This is a genomic window from Streptomyces sp. ISL-98 (assembly GCF_018614055.1).
Classification (GTDB): Bacteria; Actinomycetota; Actinomycetes; order Streptomycetales; family Streptomycetaceae; genus Streptomyces; species Streptomyces spiramyceticus.
Genome location: NZ_JAGGPB010000026.1, coordinates 88283 through 106794, shown reverse-complemented (window position 1 = coordinate 106794; position 18512 = coordinate 88283). Strand labels below are relative to the sequence as shown.

14 protein-coding genes are annotated in these 18512 nt (G+C 69.2%); 8 read left to right on the top strand and 6 right to left on the bottom strand.

Annotated features, from left to right (window positions below):
* The first annotated feature begins 28 nt into the window (after nt 1-28).
* Nucleotides 29-331 (top strand): YciI family protein, encoded by a 303-nt coding sequence (locus tag J7I98_RS18950; protein ID WP_214921925.1) that lies wholly within the window; start codon nt 29-31, stop codon nt 329-331.
* Between the two features lie 157 nt (nt 332-488).
* On the opposite strand, the gene J7I98_RS18945 is transcribed toward J7I98_RS18950, so the two are convergent.
* Nucleotides 489-1559, bottom strand: a complete 1071-nt coding sequence (locus J7I98_RS18945; RefSeq protein WP_251020843.1) for an oxidoreductase — start codon at nt 1557-1559, stop codon at nt 489-491.
* A gap of 214 nt (nt 1560-1773) precedes the next feature.
* Between J7I98_RS18945 and J7I98_RS18940 the strand changes: the two genes are divergently transcribed.
* The 5 genes from J7I98_RS18940 (at nt 1774) to J7I98_RS18920 (ending at nt 7161) form a co-directional block, all read left to right on the top strand.
* Complete coding sequence (locus J7I98_RS18940) at nt 1774-2190, top strand: SsgA family sporulation/cell division regulator (protein WP_214921923.1); 417 nt, start codon at nt 1774-1776, stop codon at nt 2188-2190.
* Nucleotides 2191-2504: 314 nt separating this feature from the next.
* On the top strand, nt 2505-4112 hold the full coding sequence (locus J7I98_RS18935) for an ABC-F family ATP-binding cassette domain-containing protein (RefSeq protein ID WP_214921922.1): 1608 nt from the start codon (nt 2505-2507) through the stop codon (nt 4110-4112).
* A 107-nt stretch (nt 4113-4219) separates the two neighbouring features.
* A complete protein-coding gene (ddaH, locus tag J7I98_RS18930) occupies nt 4220-4996 on the top strand; it encodes a dimethylargininase (protein ID WP_214921921.1) in 777 nt (258 codons plus the stop codon).
* 125 nt (nt 4997-5121) lie between these two features.
* Complete coding sequence (locus J7I98_RS18925) at nt 5122-6096, top strand: acyl-ACP desaturase (RefSeq protein WP_214921920.1); 975 nt, start codon at nt 5122-5124, stop codon at nt 6094-6096.
* A 141-nt stretch (nt 6097-6237) separates the two neighbouring features.
* Complete coding sequence (locus J7I98_RS18920) at nt 6238-7161, top strand: chitosanase (RefSeq protein ID WP_251020866.1); 924 nt, start codon at nt 6238-6240, stop codon at nt 7159-7161.
* A gap of 223 nt (nt 7162-7384) precedes the next feature.
* On the opposite strand, the gene J7I98_RS18915 is transcribed toward J7I98_RS18920, so the two are convergent.
* The 3 genes from J7I98_RS18915 to J7I98_RS18905 form a co-directional block, all read right to left on the bottom strand.
* Nucleotides 7385-8992, bottom strand: a complete 1608-nt coding sequence (locus J7I98_RS18915; protein ID WP_214921919.1) for a GMC family oxidoreductase — start codon at nt 8990-8992, stop codon at nt 7385-7387.
* 91 nt (nt 8993-9083) lie between these two features.
* Nucleotides 9084-9329 (bottom strand): WhiB family transcriptional regulator, encoded by a 246-nt coding sequence (locus J7I98_RS18910; RefSeq protein ID WP_214921918.1) that lies wholly within the window; start codon nt 9327-9329, stop codon nt 9084-9086.
* Nucleotides 9330-9400: 71 nt separating this feature from the next.
* Nucleotides 9401-10396 (bottom strand): multicopper oxidase domain-containing protein, encoded by a 996-nt coding sequence (locus J7I98_RS18905; protein WP_214921917.1) that lies wholly within the window; start codon nt 10394-10396, stop codon nt 9401-9403.
* Between the two features lie 174 nt (nt 10397-10570).
* On the opposite strand from J7I98_RS18905, the gene J7I98_RS18900 reads away from it, so the two are divergent.
* Both J7I98_RS18900 and J7I98_RS18895 read left to right on the top strand, forming a co-directional pair.
* On the top strand, nt 10571-13063 hold the full coding sequence (locus J7I98_RS18900; RefSeq protein ID WP_214921916.1) for a ThuA domain-containing protein: 2493 nt from the start codon (nt 10571-10573) through the stop codon (nt 13061-13063).
* 54 nt (nt 13064-13117) lie between these two features.
* A complete protein-coding gene (locus J7I98_RS18895) occupies nt 13118-15277 on the top strand; it encodes an OmpL47-type beta-barrel domain-containing protein (RefSeq protein WP_214922018.1) in 2160 nt (719 codons plus the stop codon).
* Between the two features lie 42 nt (nt 15278-15319).
* On the opposite strand, the gene J7I98_RS18890 is transcribed toward J7I98_RS18895, so the two are convergent.
* Both J7I98_RS18890 and J7I98_RS18885 read right to left on the bottom strand, forming a co-directional pair.
* Entirely contained in the window at nt 15320-16969 is a 1650-nt protein-coding gene (locus J7I98_RS18890) for an MFS transporter (protein ID WP_308377857.1), read from the bottom strand.
* A gap of 25 nt (nt 16970-16994) precedes the next feature.
* Complete coding sequence (locus J7I98_RS18885) at nt 16995-18329, bottom strand: UDP-glucose/GDP-mannose dehydrogenase family protein (RefSeq protein WP_214921915.1); 1335 nt, start codon at nt 18327-18329, stop codon at nt 16995-16997.
* Nucleotides 18330-18512 lie beyond the last annotated feature (183 nt).

Sequence of the window (18512 nt, the reverse complement as noted above, 5' to 3'; positions counted from 1 at the left end):
TCAGAGGGTACGGGGTAGCCTGGCGCTCATGTTCGTACTGGAGTTGACCTACACCGCACCCCTAGAGCGCGTCGAAGAGCTGCTCGAAGCGCACGTGGCCTGGCTGGACGCGCAGTACGAGGCGGGACTCTTCATCGCCTCGGGGCGCAAGCAGCCGCGTGACGGCGGGGTGATCCTGGCCGTCGGGGACGACCGCGCGCAGATCGAGAAGATCGCGGCGGCGGATCCTTTTACGGTGGGGGGCGTTTGCTCGTACCGGATCACTGAGTTCATCGCGACGAAGACGGCGCCGGAACTGGCCCCGTTCAGGCAGCAGTTGCCGTCGGCGTAAGGGCGTGCCCTCGAAAACGCCGGACGGGCTGACTTTTCAGCCGTCCGGCGTTTGAGGACCGGGGTCTGGGGCGGAGCCCCCCACGCGGCGGCAGCCGCAAGATGTCACAGCGGGAAAGGGACGGCTGGGGGAACAGCGCCGCAGGCAACCCGCGCTGTCAGCCCAGGCTCGCCACTCGCCCCTTCTCCCCCGACGCCCAGCAGCCCCCGTCCCGCGCACAGTCGACCGTGTCGTACGACCCCGTATCGACGGTGCGCCAGCTCCGCCCGCCGTCCAGCGTGACGTCCGTACCCGTGGGACCGACCGCCAGCGCCGCAGACTTCGTGTGCGGCAGCCATGCGACCCCGGAGCGGTACGCCGGCGGAGGCGTCGTCGACTGCCGCCAGCTGCGTCCGCCGTCCGCGGTCACCGCCGCCGCCCGCGGGGACGGCTGGTCCTTGCGGTAGTCGCCGCCGACCGCGATGCCATGGTTCCGGTCACGGAAGGCGAGCCCGAAGACGCCCCGCGCCGAGTCACCCGCCGGGATCGTCGATTCGGCGGCGGTCCAGGTCAGACCGCGATCGGCGGAGTGCAGCACCCGGCCGGTCGCGCCACCGCCCGTCGCCAGCCACACGTCCCGCGCCCCGGAACTGACCAGGCACTGGCCGCTCGCCGCGAATCCCGCCTCGCCGGTCTGCGCGACCGGCATTCCGTCGGTCGGCAGGACCTTCCACGACTTGCCGCCGTCGCCGGTGGACAGGATGCGGTACTTGCCGTCGATCGGGTCGCTCATCGCCAGGCCGTTACGGCTGTCGAAGAAGGTGATGCAGTCGTAGAACGCCTTCGGGTCGGCGTTGCGGAAGCTCTCGGTCCAGGTCGCGCCGCCGTCCTCGGTACGGAAGACCCGGGACGCCTCGCCCTCGCCGATGGCCAGCACCACCGCCCGCCGCGCGCCGAAGGCCTCGATGTCGCGGAATTCCAGCTCCCCCGCGCCCGGCGGCGAAACATTTCGCCAGCTCCGGCCGCCGTCGGCGGTGCGCAGGACCGTGCCCTTGGACCCGGCCACCCACGCCGTCTTCCTGCTGACCGCGGCGAGGCCCCGGAACCGTACGTCCGTGCCGGTGTCCTTCAGGTGCCAGCCGGGCCCCCGCCCCTGGGCCTCCTCTGCCGGTACGTCCGCCTGCGCCGGCGCGGCCACCGAGGCCAGAGCGGCGGCCAGCGCCGCCCCGCACAGTCCCAGCGACACCATTCGTCTCGTTTTCCCCATGCCCCTCATGGCGCTGGAAGCTAGCCCAACGCACCAGCCCCGTCCAGGGTGCGGCCCCCGGCCCACCAAGCACCAGCAAGGTCTCGGACTGATGGTGACGCAGGTCACGCCACCACCGCATGCACGGAATGGCGAGTTTCTACGTCTGTCCCTGTGACACACCGCAGCAGCACCGAGTCGTGAGAGGGATCAGGCCATGGCCCCCGTGATTGAGCAATCCGTGCAGGCCCGCCTGGTCTCGTCCACGCCCCGGATGGAGATCGTCAGCGCCGTCCTGCGGTACGACAGCGCCGACCCCTTCGCCGTACGCATGGCCTTCCCGCCCACAGCGACGCTGGAGGGCGTCGAGGTCTCGTGGGCGTTCGCCCGTGAGCTGCTGCTGACGGGCGTGGACCGGCGGGCCGGTCTGGGCGACGTACAGGTGCGGCCGTACGGGTACGGGCGGACCGTGCTGGAGTTCCACGCACTGGAGGGCACCGCGATGGTGCACATCCGCACCGCCGACCTGCGCCGCTTTCTCAAGCGCACGCACGAACTGGTCCCCGTCGGGGGCGAACACCTGCACCTCGATGTCGACCACGACCTGGCAGAGCTGCTGCGCGACGCGCTCTAGCCGCACTCCGGCCGCCTCTGCGCCCGCCCCGCGATAAATCGGTGGCGGTCGGCAAGGGGGCGTCGTACTTTGGTCATGGCCCTGTTGTCGTCGATCGGAGTGGGACGTTGCTCGTCTGAGGTCCTGAGACACCGCGTCGCACAGCTTCCGTCTGTGCGCCCCGCGTGCGACCTCGGCACTTGAGCCGTCCACCCCGGACCGGGGCCATTTCGCTTTCCTGGCGAGGCCCTCCTTCCACAGGCCCACAAGTCGTCGCCGCCACCCCGGTGTCTCCACCCGTTGCCCTGCTCGTTCCCAGCAACCGGGAGGCCCCCTTGTCTACCTTCCCCACCCATCTCACCTGCTCCGCGCTGTCTTTCGGCTGGCCGGACGGGACACCCGTGTTCGACGACTTCCAGCTGGCTGTCGGCCCGGGCAGAACCGGACTGATCGGGCTCAACGGCTCTGGCAAGTCAACACTGTTGCGGCTGGCGGCCCGTGAACTCACGCCCACCAGCGGCAAGATCCAGGTGGCCGGCGAGATCGGCTACCTCCCGCAGAACCTGGTCCTCGACACCGGGCTGCGCGTCGACGAAGCCCTGGGCATCGCCGGTGCCCGCGCCGCGCTGCACGCCATCGAGGCGGGCGAGGCGACGGAGGAGCACTTCACCGCAGTCGGCGACGACTGGGACGTCGAGGAGCGCGCCCGCGCCACCCTCGACCAGCTCGGGCTCGTCCGGATCGGCCTCGACCGGACCATCGGCGAGGTGTCCGGCGGCGAGTCCGTGCTGCTGCGGCTGGCCGCGCTGCTGCTCCGCCGCCCGGACGTACTCCTGCTCGACGAGCCAACGAACAACCTGGACCGGCATGCGCGGGAGCACCTGTACGCGGCGGTCGAGGCCTGGCCCGGTGTGATGGTCGTGGTCAGCCACGACCGTGAACTGCTGGAGCGCGTGGACCGGATCGCCGAACTGCGCGAGGGCGAAGTCCGGTGGTACGGCGGCAACTTCTCGGCGTACGAGGAAGCGCTGGCCGTCGAGCAGGGGGCAGCCGAACGCATGGTCCGGGCTGCCGAGGCCGACGTACACCGACAGAAGAAGGAACTGGCCGATGCGCACGTGAAGCTGGCCCGCAGGAAGCGGTACGGGCAGAAGATGAACGACAACAAGCGCGAGCCGAAGATCGTCATGGGGGCCCGCAAACGCGCCGCCCAGGAGTCGGCGGGCAAGCACCGCATCATGCACACCGAGAAACTGGCGGAGGCGAAGGACCGGCTGAGCGAGGCCGCCGATGCGGTGCGCGACGACGACGAGATCAACGTCGTACTGCCGCACACCACCGTGCATCCGGGCCGCAGGGTGCTGACTCTGCGTGATCTCGCATTGCGGCACGGGGCGGGAATCGGCGGCGAGTTCGAGGTGCGCGGCCCGGAGCGGATCGCGCTGCTCGGGCGCAACGGGGCGGGCAAGACGACGCTGCTGCGCACGATCACCGGCGATCTGGAACCGGTGTCGGGCGAGGCCGTCGCGCACGTCCCGCTGCGCTTTCTGCCCCAGCGGCTCGACGTACTGGACGACGCGCTGAGCGTCGCCGAGAACGTGGCGCGGTTCGCGCCTTCGGCGACCAACAACGTCATCAGGGCGCGGCTCGCGCGCTTCCTTTTCAAGGGGGCGCGTGCCGATCAGGCGGCCGGGACCCTGTCGGGCGGTGAGCGGTTCCGCGCCACTTTGGCGGCGCTGCTGCTCGCGGAGCCCGCGCCGCAGTTGCTGATGCTCGACGAGCCGACGAACAACCTGGACATCGCGAGTGTGCGCCGGCTGACTCAGGCCCTGGAGTCGTACGAGGGTGCGCTGATCGTGGCGAGCCACGACGAACCGTTCCTGGAGTCGATCGGCATCACCCGGCGGCTGGAGCTCGGGGGCGAGGAGGCGCCAGTGACGTAAGAGGTGACAGTGCCGTAAAGCGGGCACGGAGGCGTCGTGCGTGCGTTCGCCTTCACGGGGAAGGCTCGTGATGCCGGTCACCCGCTCTGATTCTGGAGAGACTGCCCATGCCCAGCAGAAAAGCCCTCGTCCGCCGCCCCGGGCCGCGCCTCGCCGAAGGCCTGGTCACGCACATCGAGCGGAGCCCCGTCGACCCGGCACTGGCCGTCGCGCAGTGGGAGGCGTACACCGAGGCGCTGCGCGCGCACGGCTGGGCGACCGTCGAGGTGGCGCCGGCCGACGACTGCCCGGATGCGGTGTTCGTGGAGGACGCGGTGGTGATGTACCGGAATGTGGCCCTGATCGCGCGGCCGGGGGCCGAAACGCGCAGGCCGGAGACGGTGGGCGTGGAGGAGGCGGTGGCTCGGCTCGGGTGCTCGGTGAACTGGGTGTGGGAGCCGGGCACCCTGGACGGCGGCGACGTCCTCAAGATGGGCGACACGATCTACGTGGGGCGCGGGGGGCGGACCAACGCGGCGGGCGTGCAGCAGCTGCGGGCCGCCTTCGAGCCGCTCGGGGCACGGATCGTCGCCGTGCCCGTCAGCAAGGTGCTGCACCTGAAATCGGCGGTCACGGCGCTGCCCGACGGCACAGTCATCGGCTTCGAGCCGATGGTGGACGCACCCTCCGTCTTCCCGCGCTTCCTGCCGGTGCCGGAGGAGTCCGGGTCGCATGTGGTGCTGCTGGGCGGCGGGAAGCTGCTGATGGCGGCGAGTGCGCCGCAGACGGCGGAACTCTTCAACGATCTTGGTTATGAACCTGTTTTGGTGGACATCGGCGAGTTCGAGAAGCTCGAAGGGTGCGTGACTTGCCTCTCGGTTCGCCTCCGTGACCTGTATTCATAACCGAACGTAGCGGGACATTACCCAGCCGGACTTGGCTCAGCTCTTACGACCCCCTTAACCTACGGTCTCGTAACCTACGAGGGCGTAGGTATTTCCCCGTAGCCCCAGTCCCCAGGAGCACACTCGTGACGATCACCTCTCCCCAACTCGGCAGTTCGGACGCGTGGACCGACGCCCGACTGCTGTACGCGCTGGAAGAGGTGGTGGAGAAGGAACTCAACCGCCATCTCAAGGTCGCCAAGGACTGGATGCCGCACGAGTACGTCCCCTTCTCCGACGGCCGGAACTTCCCCGGTTTCTTCGAGGACGGCCAGGCCTGGGACCCCGAGCAGTCCAAGGTCACCGACCTCGGCAAGATCGCTCTCGTCGTCAACCTGCTGACCGAGGACAACCTCCCCAGCTACCACCACGAGATCGCCTCCCTCTTCGGCCGCGACGGCGCCTGGGGCACCTGGGTGCACCGCTGGACGGCCGAGGAGGGCCGGCACGGCATCGTGATGCGCGACTACCTGCTGACCTCGCGCGCCGTGGACCCGGACAAGCTGGAGCAGTTCCGCATGGCGCACATGGCGGAGGGCTTCGAGTCGGACAATCGCCACTCGATGCTGCACTCCGTGGCGTACGTCGCCTTCCAGGAGCTCGCCACCCGCGTCTCGCACCGCAACACCGGCCACCAGTCGGGCGACCCCGTCTGCGACCGGATGCTGGCGCGGATCGCGACCGACGAGAACCTGCACATGGTCTTCTACCGCAACCTGCTCGGCGCGGCCTTCGAGCTCGCCCCCGACCTGACCATGCAGTCGGTGCGCGACGTCGTCGTGAACTTCCGGATGCCCGGACACGGCATGCCCGGCTTCGAGCGCGCCGCCGCGCAGATGGCGATCGGCGAGATCTACAACATGCGGATCCACCACGACGACGTGCTCCAGCCGGTACTGCGCTACCTGAAGGTCCTGGAGATCGACGGGCTCGGCCCCGAGGGTCTCAAGGCGCAGGAAGAGCTCGGCCTCTACATGAACGGCCTCGACTCGGAGGCGAGCAAGTTCGACGAGAAGCTGGCCGCACGCAAGGCCCGCATGGCGGCCCGCGCCGCTTCCTGACGCGGATCACCCGCAGCAGCTCGTACTCGTACGCCGCCACCTGGATCCGGGTGGCGGCGTAGCTGTGGGCCTGAGCGAGTTCAGAGCCGGTACCTCGAAAGGCCCCAACGGGCGGCCCGTACGCTGTGCGGCGTGAAGCCACTGACCCGTCTCGCGCTCGTGGGCGCACCGCTCGCCATCGCTGCCGCCATCGTTTTCGGTGGCGGCGGCTCGGATGTCCTTGTTTCCGACGCCCCGGTCGAGGGCCAGGTCCTGGACGCAGAGCAGCCGAAGAACCAGCAGAAGCCGAAGCAGCTGAAGCAGCCGACAGATTCGGACAAGAAGCTGGAGGCGCGCATCGCCAAGATGCCGCCCGGCCTCGCGGCTCCCCGGATGAAGGAGATCGCCTCGCAGATCGTGTCGAGCGCCGAGAACTCCACCCTGAACTGGCGGGGCCAGTACGGCTCCATCGAGGACATCGGCGACGGCTGCGGCTACACGGCCGGTGTCATCGGCTTCTGCTCCGGCACCAACGACATGCTCCAGCTGGTCGAGGCGTACACGAAGGACCACCCCGACAACCCGCTCGCCGCCTACCTCCCCGCCCTCCGCGCGGTGGACGGCACCGCGTCGCACGAGGGTCTCGACCCCGGGTTCAAGGCGGCGTGGGCGAAGGCCGCCGAGAGTCCGGCGTTCCGCACGGCACAGGACAAGGCGCGGGACAGGATCTACTTCCAGCCGGCGGTCCGGATGGCGAAGATGGACGGCCTCGGCACACTCGGCCAGTTCATCTACTACGACGCGATGGTGCTGCACGGCCCCGGCATCGACCCCAAGGGCTTCTACGGCATCCGCAAGGCCGCCATGAGGGCCGCCCCGACGGCGGCCGAGGGCGGCAAGGAGCAGGCGTACCTAAATGCCTTCCTCGACTCCGGGCGTGCGGTGATGAAGGTGAAGAAGGCCCATCAGGACACCTCGCGCATCGACACCGCGCAGCGCGTATTCCTGCGGAACGGCAATCTGGAGCTGAGGACTCCGCTGGTGTGGCAGATGTACGGCGAGACCTTCCGCATCCCGGCTTCCTGAGTGCCTGTGTCTGAACCTGGGCCGGATCAGCTCGCGGCGTCTGGTGCGTGCGATCGCAAGGCGGCTGGAAGCCCTCGGATGGGGTCTCCCCTGCTCGAGCGAAGCCGAGAGCTTGGGGAAGGAGCTACTAGGACTTTCGGCCAACGCGGCGAGCGTACGTGCCAGGCGTCGCGAGCCCGGCCCAGGTTCAGACACAGGCACTGAGCGCGCCCGTCCTCCGCCTCTACGCCCGCGCGTCCTCCCGGATCAGCTCCGCCGCCTTCTCGGCGATCGCCACTGTGGGGGCCTGCGTATGCCCCCGCGTGATCCGCGGCATCACCGAAGCATCCACGACCCGCAGCCCCTCCACTCCCCTGACACGGAGCCTGGGGTCGGTCACCGACGCGTCGTCGGTGCCCATGCGGCAGGTTCCTACGGGGTGGTAGAGCGTCTCGGACGATTCCCTGATCGCCTGCCCCAGCTGCTCGTCGTCAACCGCTCCCGGGTACGGCGCCATCGGCCCGGCTGTGTACGGCGCGAAAGCGCGGTCCGCGAAGAGGGCTTCCGCCTGGCGTACGCCCGCGATCAGGCGGCGCAGGTCGGTCGCGTCCGACAGGTAGGCGGGGTCGATACGCGGGGCCGTCGAAACGTTGGTGTCCGTCAGGGTGATGCGGCCCTCGCTCCCGGGCTGGAGCAGGATGACGCCGATGGTCACGCCGTGCTTGTCCGGCGGCGTCAGGCCGTGCTTCACGAACGGCACCGGAGCGTAGATCAACTCGATGTCGGGTGCGGCCAGTTCGGGCGTACTGCGGACGAAGGCGACGGCTTCACCGACGTTCGAGGTGAGCGGTCCGCGCCCGGACAGCAGGAAGCGGCCCACGTTGGCGAGCGTGTCCGCGCCGGTCAGTGTGACCGGCAGCGGGCAGCGCATGGTCACCGCCGTGGACAGGTGGTCCTGGAGGTGACGGCCGACGTCCGGCGAGGCGGCACGCACCTCGATGCCGGTCTCGCGCAGGTGCTCCGGATCGCCGATGCCGGAGAGCATCAGCAGGTGCGGGGAGCCGATCGCCCCCGCACTGAGGATGACCTCGCGGCGGGCGCTCAGCACCTTCCCCGCGTCCGCCACGACACCCGTCACGCGGGTGCCTTCGAAGGCCAGCCGCCGTACCCGGGCATCCGTGATGACGTCCAGGTTCCTGCGGCGCCCGGCGGGCCTGAGGTAGCCGTCGGCGGTGCTCCAGCGGCGTCCGCCGCGCTGGTTGACCGGGGTCAGGGCGAAGCCGCTGGGATCGGGGACGTTGAGTTCGGCAAGCTCCTGGAGGCCGGCGGCGCGGCAGGCGTCGAGGAACGCCGCCGTCGTCCGGTTCGGGTCGCGGGGCGGCGAAATGGACAGCGGCCCTTCGGTCCCGTACACCGAGGCGCCTGCCGGGTTGGCGACGGCGGAGCCCGTCCATCGCTCCGCGCGCCGGAAGTAGCGTACGAACTCGTCGTGCGACCACTCGGCGCCCGCCGCCTCGCCCCACGCGTCGTAGTCGTCGCGGTGGCCGCGGACCCACATCATGGCGTTGATCGAGGAACAGCCGCCCAGCATGTGGCCGCGCGGCCAGTACAGTTCACGGCCGCCGAGCCCGGGCTGCTTGGCGGTGCTGAAGTCCCAGTCGTACGCGGACTTGAAGAGCTTCGGGAAGGCCGCCGGGATCCGTATCTCGGTCTTGCGGTCGCGGCCGCCCGACTCGACGAGTGCGACGCGCACCGTAGGGTCCTCGGAGAGGCGCGCGGCGAGCACACAGCCCGCCGAGCCCGCTCCGACGACGATGTAGTCGTACTCGGTCGTTGCCTGCCTGCTGCTCAACACGGCTCCCTCGGAGGTTCGCGGACGGTGCGGACCTCAGCATGGTCGGCTCGGGGCCGCCGTACCAGGGGGCGTTGGGCGGGATGGCTTGTCAGTGGGTGCCGCGCCTGAGGCGCAGTCTCTCCTTCTCGGAGAGTCCGCCCCAGACGCCGAACCGCTCGTCGTTCGTGAGTGCGTACTCCAGACAGGCCACGCGCCCTTCGCAGGCGCCGCAGAGCTGCTTGGCCTCGCGGGTGGAGCTGCCGGGGGCCGGGAAGAAGAACTCGGGCCCGGCCTGGGCGCACAATGCTGTCTCCTGCCAGGAGAGTTCGCGTTCGGTGGTGATGTTGATCGGCATGCGGCACACCCTGCCCGGTGCGGATCAACGTCCGATCAATGACCGATCAACGTCGGCTCAATAACGCCGCTTCAGTGGTGGTCGTGTGCGGCTGCGCCCTGCTGCTGCGGATGATGGGGCTCGTAACCGGGGATCGTGCCGTCGGGTTTGGCGACCAGGAACAGGCCCGCCATCCCCATGTCGGAGTGGCTCTGGACGTGGCAGTGGTACATCCAGGCGCCCGCGCCGACGTGTTCGCCCGCGATGATCTGGAAGCCGAAGGAGTCGGCCGGGCCGGTGATCTTGGTGTCGACGATGCGGCTGGGGTCGTCCGGGCCCTCCAGGAGGCCGGTCCTGTTGTCGGCCCAGCGGTGACCGTGGATGTGGAACGTGTGGTAGTACTCGCCGTGCGTGATCATCACGATCTCCACCCGGTCGCCCACCGTGGCCCCGAAATTGGGGCTCTGGTGTCCGGGCTTGTTGTTGATCGTCATGTCGTTGAAGACGATGGCGAAGGTCTTGTCCGGCAGGATGTCGCCCTTGCGGCGCACGATCACCGGGCCGTACAGCCCCTTGCGGATGCCGCCCGTGCCGTGGTCCGTGCCCACCACATGGTCGTGGTAGTGCCAGTAACCCGCGCTCCCCGCCCGCCAGGTGCCGTCCTTGCGCTTGCCAGGGGTGTGGGTGCGCCAGGTGTACGTGCGGGTGCCGCCGGGTTCGACATGGCTCTTGTTGAGTTTCGTACCGTCGCTGGCCACGTCGTAGTCCACGCCGTGCGCATGGAGGCTGACGGGGACGTCCGTCGTGTTCTCGAACTCGATGTGTACGGTGTCGCCCTCGACCAGCTCGATCAGCGGGCCGGGGGTCGATGCCTTGCCCTTCTCGAAGCCGTACCCCATCGAGCCGTCGGCCAGCTTCTCGGCGTACATCTTCAGGTGGCGGACCTGGCCACCGGCCGGTGCCGTCTTCGGCGGGTTCTCCAACGGGGCGGCGGAGGAGGCGGATCCGACGAGCGACAACGATGTCACGCCGGTCGCCGCGACCGCACCGCCCGCCAGCAGGCGTCGGTTGAAGCTTCGTCGGTCCATGCCTGACTCCCCATCACTGTCCGGAGATTGACGGCCACACGGTAGCGGTGCGGGCTCCGTTCATCCACACTCAGGACAAAGTTCGCGGTATTCCGGTCGTTCCTCTTGGCGGGTCGCGAAAAGGGGTCTAGCTTCATCGGCTGTTCCTGTGACCACTGAGGGATGGGTGAACACATGCAGCGCGCACCACATCACCGGTCAAGATCCCGACGCGGACTGACAGCGGCCCTGGCGGCCGGAGTTGTCGCATCCGGCCTGCTCGGCGGTACCGCGGCCTCCGCCAAACCGTACCCAGAACCCCCGCCCGCGACAACGTTGTCTCCGCCCGACCTGCCGTCGCCGCCCGGTGGCGCCAATGTCCGGGTGCTCGTCTTCCACGGCTCTGCGACGGGCGGCGACGAGCCGCCCACCGTCAACGCCGGTATCGAAGCCATCGAGAAAATCGGCCAGTCGGGCACCGCCGCGCAGCGCTTCCGCGTGGAAGCCACGGACGACGCCTCCGTCTTCACCACGGCGAAGCTCGGCAAATTCAACGCCGTCGTCTTCCTGACCGGCGGCGGCGATGTGCTCGATCCGGAGCAGGAGGCCGGACTTGAGGCGTACATGGAGGCCGGCGGCGGCTTCCTCGGCATCCATGACGCGGCGCGCACCGAGCCGTACTCCGACTGGTTCGGCGGCCTGATCGGCGCGCGGCCCGCCGCCGGCGGACCCACGAACGTACAGCGCGCGACGGTGGAGGTCGGCGACCGGCAGCACCCGGCTTCGAAAGCCCTGCCCCTCCAGTGGAAGCGGCCGGACAAGTGGCTGAACTGGACGAAGAATCCGTCCGGTGACGTGCACACCGTGGTGCGGGTCCGGGAGGCGACGTACAAGCCGGGGACGAGCGCCAACGGCTGGGACCACCCGGTCTCCTGGTGCCGCGACTACGACGGCGGCCGGTCCTTCTACACCGGCATGGGCGGTACGGCCGAGTCCTTCCAGGAGACGGACTTCCGCGACCACCTGCGCGGCGCCCTCCAGTGGACGACACGGCTCGCCCGCGCCGACTGCCGGGCGGGTGTCGACGCCAACTACCGGGCCGAGCGCCTCACCGCACCCAACCAGCCCGGCCAGTCCGACCAGATCGGCGAGCCGCACGGCCTGGTGACCGCCCGGGACGGCCGCGTCATCTACATCGGGAGGGGCGGCGCCGACAACGACGCGCCCGTCGTCACCGACTGGAACAACCCCGACATCGGCAAGGGGCAGGGCCAGATCCACGTCTACGACACCAAGACGAAGAAAGTGACGCTCGCGGGCGCCCTGACCGTCTTCGGCAACAAGGGCGGCGGCGACGAGCTGGTCAAGAACGAGGAGGGGCTGCTCGGCGTCGAAACCGACCCGGACTTCCTCAGCAATGGGTGGGTGTATCTGCACTACACACCCCACGCGAAGATCAACCGGGAGACGCACATGGCGGAGCGCCGCGTCTCCCGCTTCACCCTCGACCTCGCGACCAACAAGCTGGATCTCGCGTCCGAGAAGGTCCTGCTCAAGTGGCCCGTCCAGATTCACAGTTGCTGTCACGCGGGCGGCGGTCTGGCCTGGGACTCCAAGCAGAATCTCTACATCGCGACGGGCGACAACAACTCCTCGCGGTTCACCGACGGTTACTCCGGAAACAACCCGGAGCCGAACTTCAAGGGCGTGTCCTTCGCGGACGCCCGCCGCACCGCGGGCAACACCAACAATCTCAACGGCAAGATCCTGCGGATTCACCCCGAGGACGACGGTACGTACACCCTGCCCGCCGGGAATCTCTTCACCGGCAAGGAGCCGGACGAGGGCGGCGGCAGGACGCGCGGCGAGATCTATGTGATGGGCGTGCGCAATCCGGCCCGTATCGCCGTCGACCCGAAGACCGACATCCTGTACGCCGGATGGGTCGGCCCGGACGCGGGGGCGCCCAGCACCACCTGGGGCCCGGCGAAGTACGACACGTTCGCCGCGATCACCAAGCCGGGCAACCACGGCTGGCCGTACTGCATGGGCAACAACCAGCCGTACCGCGACCGCAATCTGCCCGACCCGAGCAAGCCGCTCGGCTGGTACGACTGCGACAAGCCGAAGAACGAGTCGCCGAACAACGACGGTCTGGTGAACCTGCCGCCGGTGACACCGAACACCATCTGGTACTCGCCGCAGGGCGGCGGCGTGGACTATCCGCGCGACGCCAACGGTGTGCCGAGCTACAAGCAGGAGGAGCAGAAGGTGCTGCTGCCGTGGCTCAAGGGCGGCGGCCAGGCGACCATGAACGGGCCGGTCTACCGGTACGACGAGACGAGCGCCGGGGAAGGCAAGTGGCCCTCGTACTGGGACGGCAAATGGTTCGTCGGTGACTTCTACGACGGCGACCAGCCGCGCCACGCAGTGCTGACCGATCCCAGGACCGTCGGCAACGGCGGGCTGCCCACGCACGCCGAGTCCCTCAAGAAGATCATCCCGGTGGGCGCGGACGGCATCCGCAATCTCATGGACTGGAAGTTCGCGCCGGACGGCTCGCTCTATGTCCTCGACTACGGGCGCGGGTTCTTTACCTCGGACTCCAAGTCGGCGCTGTGGCACGTGACGTACAAGGGCGGCGAGCCGACACCGGCCGCCAAGGATCTCGCCAGGAAGGCGGAGTAGCCGGTGAAGCGAAGAACTCCTCATCTGTGGACGGCACTTGCGGCCGCCCTGCTCATGGTCCTCGGGCTGACGTCGACGGCGGCGTACGGCCGCGAGGACGGCGGGTCGACTTCTGCTGCGGAACAGACCCTGACCTGGACGGCCGGTGACCCCATCGACCGCTATCTGACGTTCCCCAAGACCGCGGTGGCGGGGCAGACGACGATCGTCTTCGAGAACAGCACGGCGACCGGCAACACCACCGGGATGCCGCACACGCTGACGTTCGATGTGTCCGACCCCGAGTACAACAACGACGTACAGCTGAACCTGCTCGCCAACCCCAGCGACGACCAGGGCGGCAAGCACACCGCCACCGTCACCCTCACGCCCGGCCGGTACTTCTACCACTGCACCATCCCGGGCCACGGGGCGATGCAGGGCATCCTCACCGTCACCGAAGGGGGCGGTGGTGAGGACACCACGGCGCCCGAGACCTCGGCGAAGGTGGAGGGCGAGAAGAACGCCGACGGGGCCTACATCGGGCACGCGTCGGTGACCGTCGGGGCCACCGACGCGGGCTCCGGCGTGGACAGGATCGAGTACGCGGTCGGGGCGGCCGGCGCCTGGCAGCCGTACACCGCGCCCGTCATGGTCCATGAGGTCGGTACGCACAAGATCCGCTACCGGGCCACCGACAAGGCGGGGAACGTAGCCGCCGAGAAGGCCGTCGACTTCACCGTGGTCGCACCGCCGACGGACGACAAGACGCCGCCGGAGACGTCGGCGACGGTGAGCGGTGAGAAGAATCCGGAGGGCCAGTACCTGGGCATGGCGACGGTCACGGTGACGGCGTCCGACACAGGCTCCGGCGTCAACACCATCGAGTACGCGATCGGGGCGGACGGCACCTGGAAGGCGTACACCGGGCCGGTCATGGTCCACGAGACAGGCACGCACAAGGTCCGCTACCGGGCGACCGACCGGGCCGGGAACGTGGCCGCCGAGAAGGCGGTCGACTTCACCATCGTCGCACCGCCCACCGAGGACAAGACGCCGCCGGAGACCACCGCGACGGTCAGCGGTGACAAGAACTCCGACGGCGCGTACATCACCAGCGCCAAGGTGACGCTCGCCGCCACGGACGCGGGCGGCTCGGGCGTGGACAAGGTCGAGTACTCGCTCGACGGCGGCCCGTATCTCGCGTACACCGTGCCGGTGATCGTCGACCGCGTCGGACGGCACACGGTCGACCACCGCGCGACCGACAAGGCGGGCAACACGTCCGCCGCGAAGCAGGTGGCCTTCACGGTCGCGGAGGGCGGCGGCGTACCGGCGCCCAACTGCCCCGAGCACGACGAGCGGCTGACCGTCATCGTCGGCACGGTCGACACCGGCGTACCGAACCGCATCACGCGCAGTCGTTGCACCATCAACGAGCTGATCGAGGACGAGAAGGAGTGGACCTCCCACGCCCTCTTCCTGAAGCACGTCGACGCCGTCATCGACAAGCTCCACTACGACGGTGTCATCGACGAGCGCGAGCACAAGAAGATCTACCGGGCGTCCAAGCAGTCCGGCATCGGCAAGCCGGGGCAGACGGCCGGATACCGCGATCTGTTCGACGGTACGCAGCCCTCCTTCGCCAAGTGGCAGCAGGTGGGCGGCGGTTCGTTCGGCCTGAACACGGACGGCTCGATGACCAGCAGCAGTACGGTCCCGGGCATGGGCATGCTGTGGTTCCCGGAGCGGAAGTACGAGGACTTCTCGCTGAAGCTGCGGTGGCGCGACGACGCACCGGGTACGGGCCATGCCAATGCCGGTGTCTTCGTGCGCTTCCCGCAGGTCCACGACCACCCGGAGGAGCCGCGTCCGGAGTGGGTCGCGATCAAGTACGGGCACGAGGTGCAGATCCTCGACCGCCCGGACGGCGACATGTACAAGACGGGTTCGGTCTACGGCTTCGACCGCGTGGGGCTGGGCAGTGCGGGCGTCACACCCAAGGGCACCTGGAACGACTACGAGATCCGGGTGGAGGGCCAGCACTACTCGGTCTTCCGCAACGGTGTCCTGATCAACGATTTCGACAACAACGGCGGGCAGGACTTCTACCCGCCGCGCGGCGACGACCCGGGGACGGACGGCCGGCGGTACGCCTCCGGCTACATCGGGCTCCAGGTCCACGGGACCACGGATGTGATCTCGTACCGCGACATCCGCATCAAACAGCTCTGACGCGAAGGCCCTCTTCCCGCCGTGTCACACAGTGTCGCGGTGTCACGGCGGGAAGGAGGACAGCTCCTCGTCGCGCCCGGAGGCGTAGGCGAAGATCAGGTGGCGTACCTGCGGTTTGTGGCCGGGCCGGGTCAAGGCCAGGGCTCGGGCTTCCAGCTCCTGGTCCAGCTTGGTTCCCCGTTCCATGATCTGGCGCAGATGTTCCCGCTCCGAGCCGACGGTGAACGTCTCCAGGAAGAGCGTCGGGTCCGCCATGTCTTCGAACAGGCCCCACAGCGAGGCACCCGTACGCCGGCGTGACATGCCCACCGGCTGCATAGCCGCGATGAACGCCTCGGCGTTCGCCCGGTCCACCCGCCACTCGACCGTGACCAGAACCGGGCCCGCATCGCGACGCCCCGGCATCTGGATCGACGGCGGCTCCGCCCAGAGCTGAGCGGGGCGTACGTCGACGGGACCGGAGGGCATCGGCAGTGTCCGCATGCCCACGATCGTCGTCGCGAAGAGGCCGATGGCCGACACCACGAAGGTGGTCTGTACGCCCAGCCAGTCGGCGACGGCGCCCCACCCGACTCCGCCCAGTGCCTGCCCGCCCATGAAGACCAGCTGGTAGTAGGCGAGTCCGCGGGTACGGGCCCACGCGGGCAGCAGCACCTGTGCGGAGGCGGAGAGGGTCGACAGAACCGCCACCCACGCCAGACCGGACACGATCAGGGCGGCGGCGACTCCGACGGCGGACGGCACCAGGCCGATCGCCGCCATCGTCCCGGCATAGATCACCATGGCGCCCGTGACCAGTACGTTCGTCCTCAGGTGCCCGCGCATCGAAGGCAGCAGGACCGCGCCGAGGACCGCGCCGAGACCCACGCTGCCGAGCAGCAGGCCGTACCCGCCGGCGTCGAGACCGAGCGGCCCGCGGGCGACCGTGGGCAGGAGCGCCCACATCCCTCCGGCGAAGAGCATGAAGAGGCCCGAGCGGCCGATGACCGCGCCGAGCAGCGGGGCGCTGCGCACATACCGGGCGCCCGCCCGGATGGCATCACGGATGTGCTCGGAGCCGAGCGGCCTGTGCGTCGGGGGCCGCTTCCAGGCGTAGAGCACCACCAGAACACCGAGGAAGGACAGGGCGTTGAGGGCGAAGGTGGCTTCGGGGCCCGCGGCATGGATCAGGGCGCCGCCGAGAGCCGGGCCGGCTGCCCGCGCCACATTGCCGTTCGCGCTGTTGAGCAGGGCGGCCTGCGGGATCTCCTCACGGCTCACCAGTTCGGGCTGGATGGCCTGGAAGGAGGAGATGCAGAACGCCTCGCCCACACCCATCAGGGCGGTCAGTCCGAGCAGCAGAGCCTGGGTCTCCGCGCCCGCGGCCGTGACGCCGGCCAGGCCGGCCGCGCCGAGGAACATCAGGAGTTGGCCGCCGATCAGCAATCGCCGCTGGTCGAGGATGTCCCCCAAGGCCCCGGCGGGCACCACCAGTACGAAGACCGGAAGGGTCGTCGCCGTCTGGACGAGTGCGACCTCCAGCGCGCCGCCGCCGAGGTCGCCCATCAGCCACTGGGCTCCCACGGTCTGCATCCAGGTGCCCATGTTGGCTGCCAGTTGGGCGATCCACAGAGCCCGGAACACCGGTCGGCGCATGGGTGCCCACGCCGAGGGCTCCGGACCCCAGTCCTGCGTCGCAGGCGCATGCTTCACCTGAACGCTCTCCTCACCATCTGCGTCACGCCTCCAGCTGAGGCTCCGCGGTCACGGTCGTGGTGGGCATCCTGGTGCCGATGCTCCGGTAATGGATGGAAAGGCAGCCGGCCATCAGATCGGGAGGCAGGCAGTTCTTGCCGTCGATGAGCAGGCGCGGCGCGACGAGCCGGGCGGCCAGCGTCGGCCAGTCCGCTTCGATGGCCTGCGGCCATTCGGTGAGCAGGACGACGGCGTGGGCGCCGTCGACCGCATCGGGCAGCTCCGCGACGGGATTCGCGGACGGGAAGAGCCCGGATATGGTCGCGGCATCGGTGGCCGGGTCCCAGACCCGTACATCGGACGCTTCGGCGAGGATCGCCGGGACGACGATGAGGCTGGGGGCGGCTCGCAGGTCGTCGCTCCACGGCTCGTACCGCACGCCGAGTACGGCGATCGTCGCGTCGCGCAGGTCGGTGCCGAGTTCGGTGCGCAATATCTGCAGAGCCACTCCGGTCTGTGCGTCGTTGACGGCGATCGTCGCCCGCAGCAGGGGCGCCGACATGCCCACGCTGCCTGCCCAGTGCGCCAGCGCGGAGGTGTCCTTGGGGAGGCAGGAGTCGCCGTAGCCCAGACCGGGCTGGAGGAAGGCGTGCCCGATCCGGGGGTCGTAACCGACGCCCTGCATGACGTGGTCGATGTCGATGTCGGGCCCGCTGCACATCTGGGCGATCTCGTTCGAGAAGCTGATCTTCATCGCAAGGAAGGCGTTGCTCGCGTACTTGATCATCTCGGCGCTGGTGGGAGTCGTCGACACCCATGGGCCGGACACTCCCGCGTACAACTCACGCAGTGCCAGGGTGCTCTCCTGGCTCCAGGTGCCGGCGACGACACGGGCGGGCACCGCCCAGTCCTCCAGGGCGCTGCCCTGGTTGAGGAACTCGGGGTTGTACGCGTAACGCTCGCGAAGCCAGGGGTAGGCATCGGCGAGTCTGCTGCTGGTGCCCGGCGGAACAGTGGACTTGAGCACCACCCGGGGAACAGGCAGCAGATTCCCGATCTGCTCCAGCGCGCTCGTCACCTGGGACAGATCCGCGGACCCGTCCGACTGCGGCGGTGTCCCCACGGTGATCAGCACCATGTCGAAGGGCTCCCCCCGGTGGCTCTCCGCCAGCCCGTCGACGAATCGCAGTCGCCCGGTGGCCAGAGCGGCGGCCAGTTGCTGGGGGAGGCCCGGTTCGAAGACGGGTGCTTCGCCCGAATTCAGTGTGCGCAGCCGGCTGTGGTCCTGCTCGACTCCGGTGACGCTGTGCCCCTGAAGCGCCAGCGCGACCGTGCCCGTCAAGCCGACGTAACCCTGTCCGACGACTGCAACGCGCATCACCAACCACCTCCTCCTCCTGCTGCTGCTGCTGCTGCGCTGTGGGCGTCGTGCAATTTCCAGTGGCGGTGTGAGCAGCCCGGAATCGGCCGCTCCGGCCCACTTCTCTCATAGCAACCCAAGGAAGTGCTGATCGCATCCGGTGCCGGACGCATGGCGGCGACCTCAGTGGGGACGCGCTGG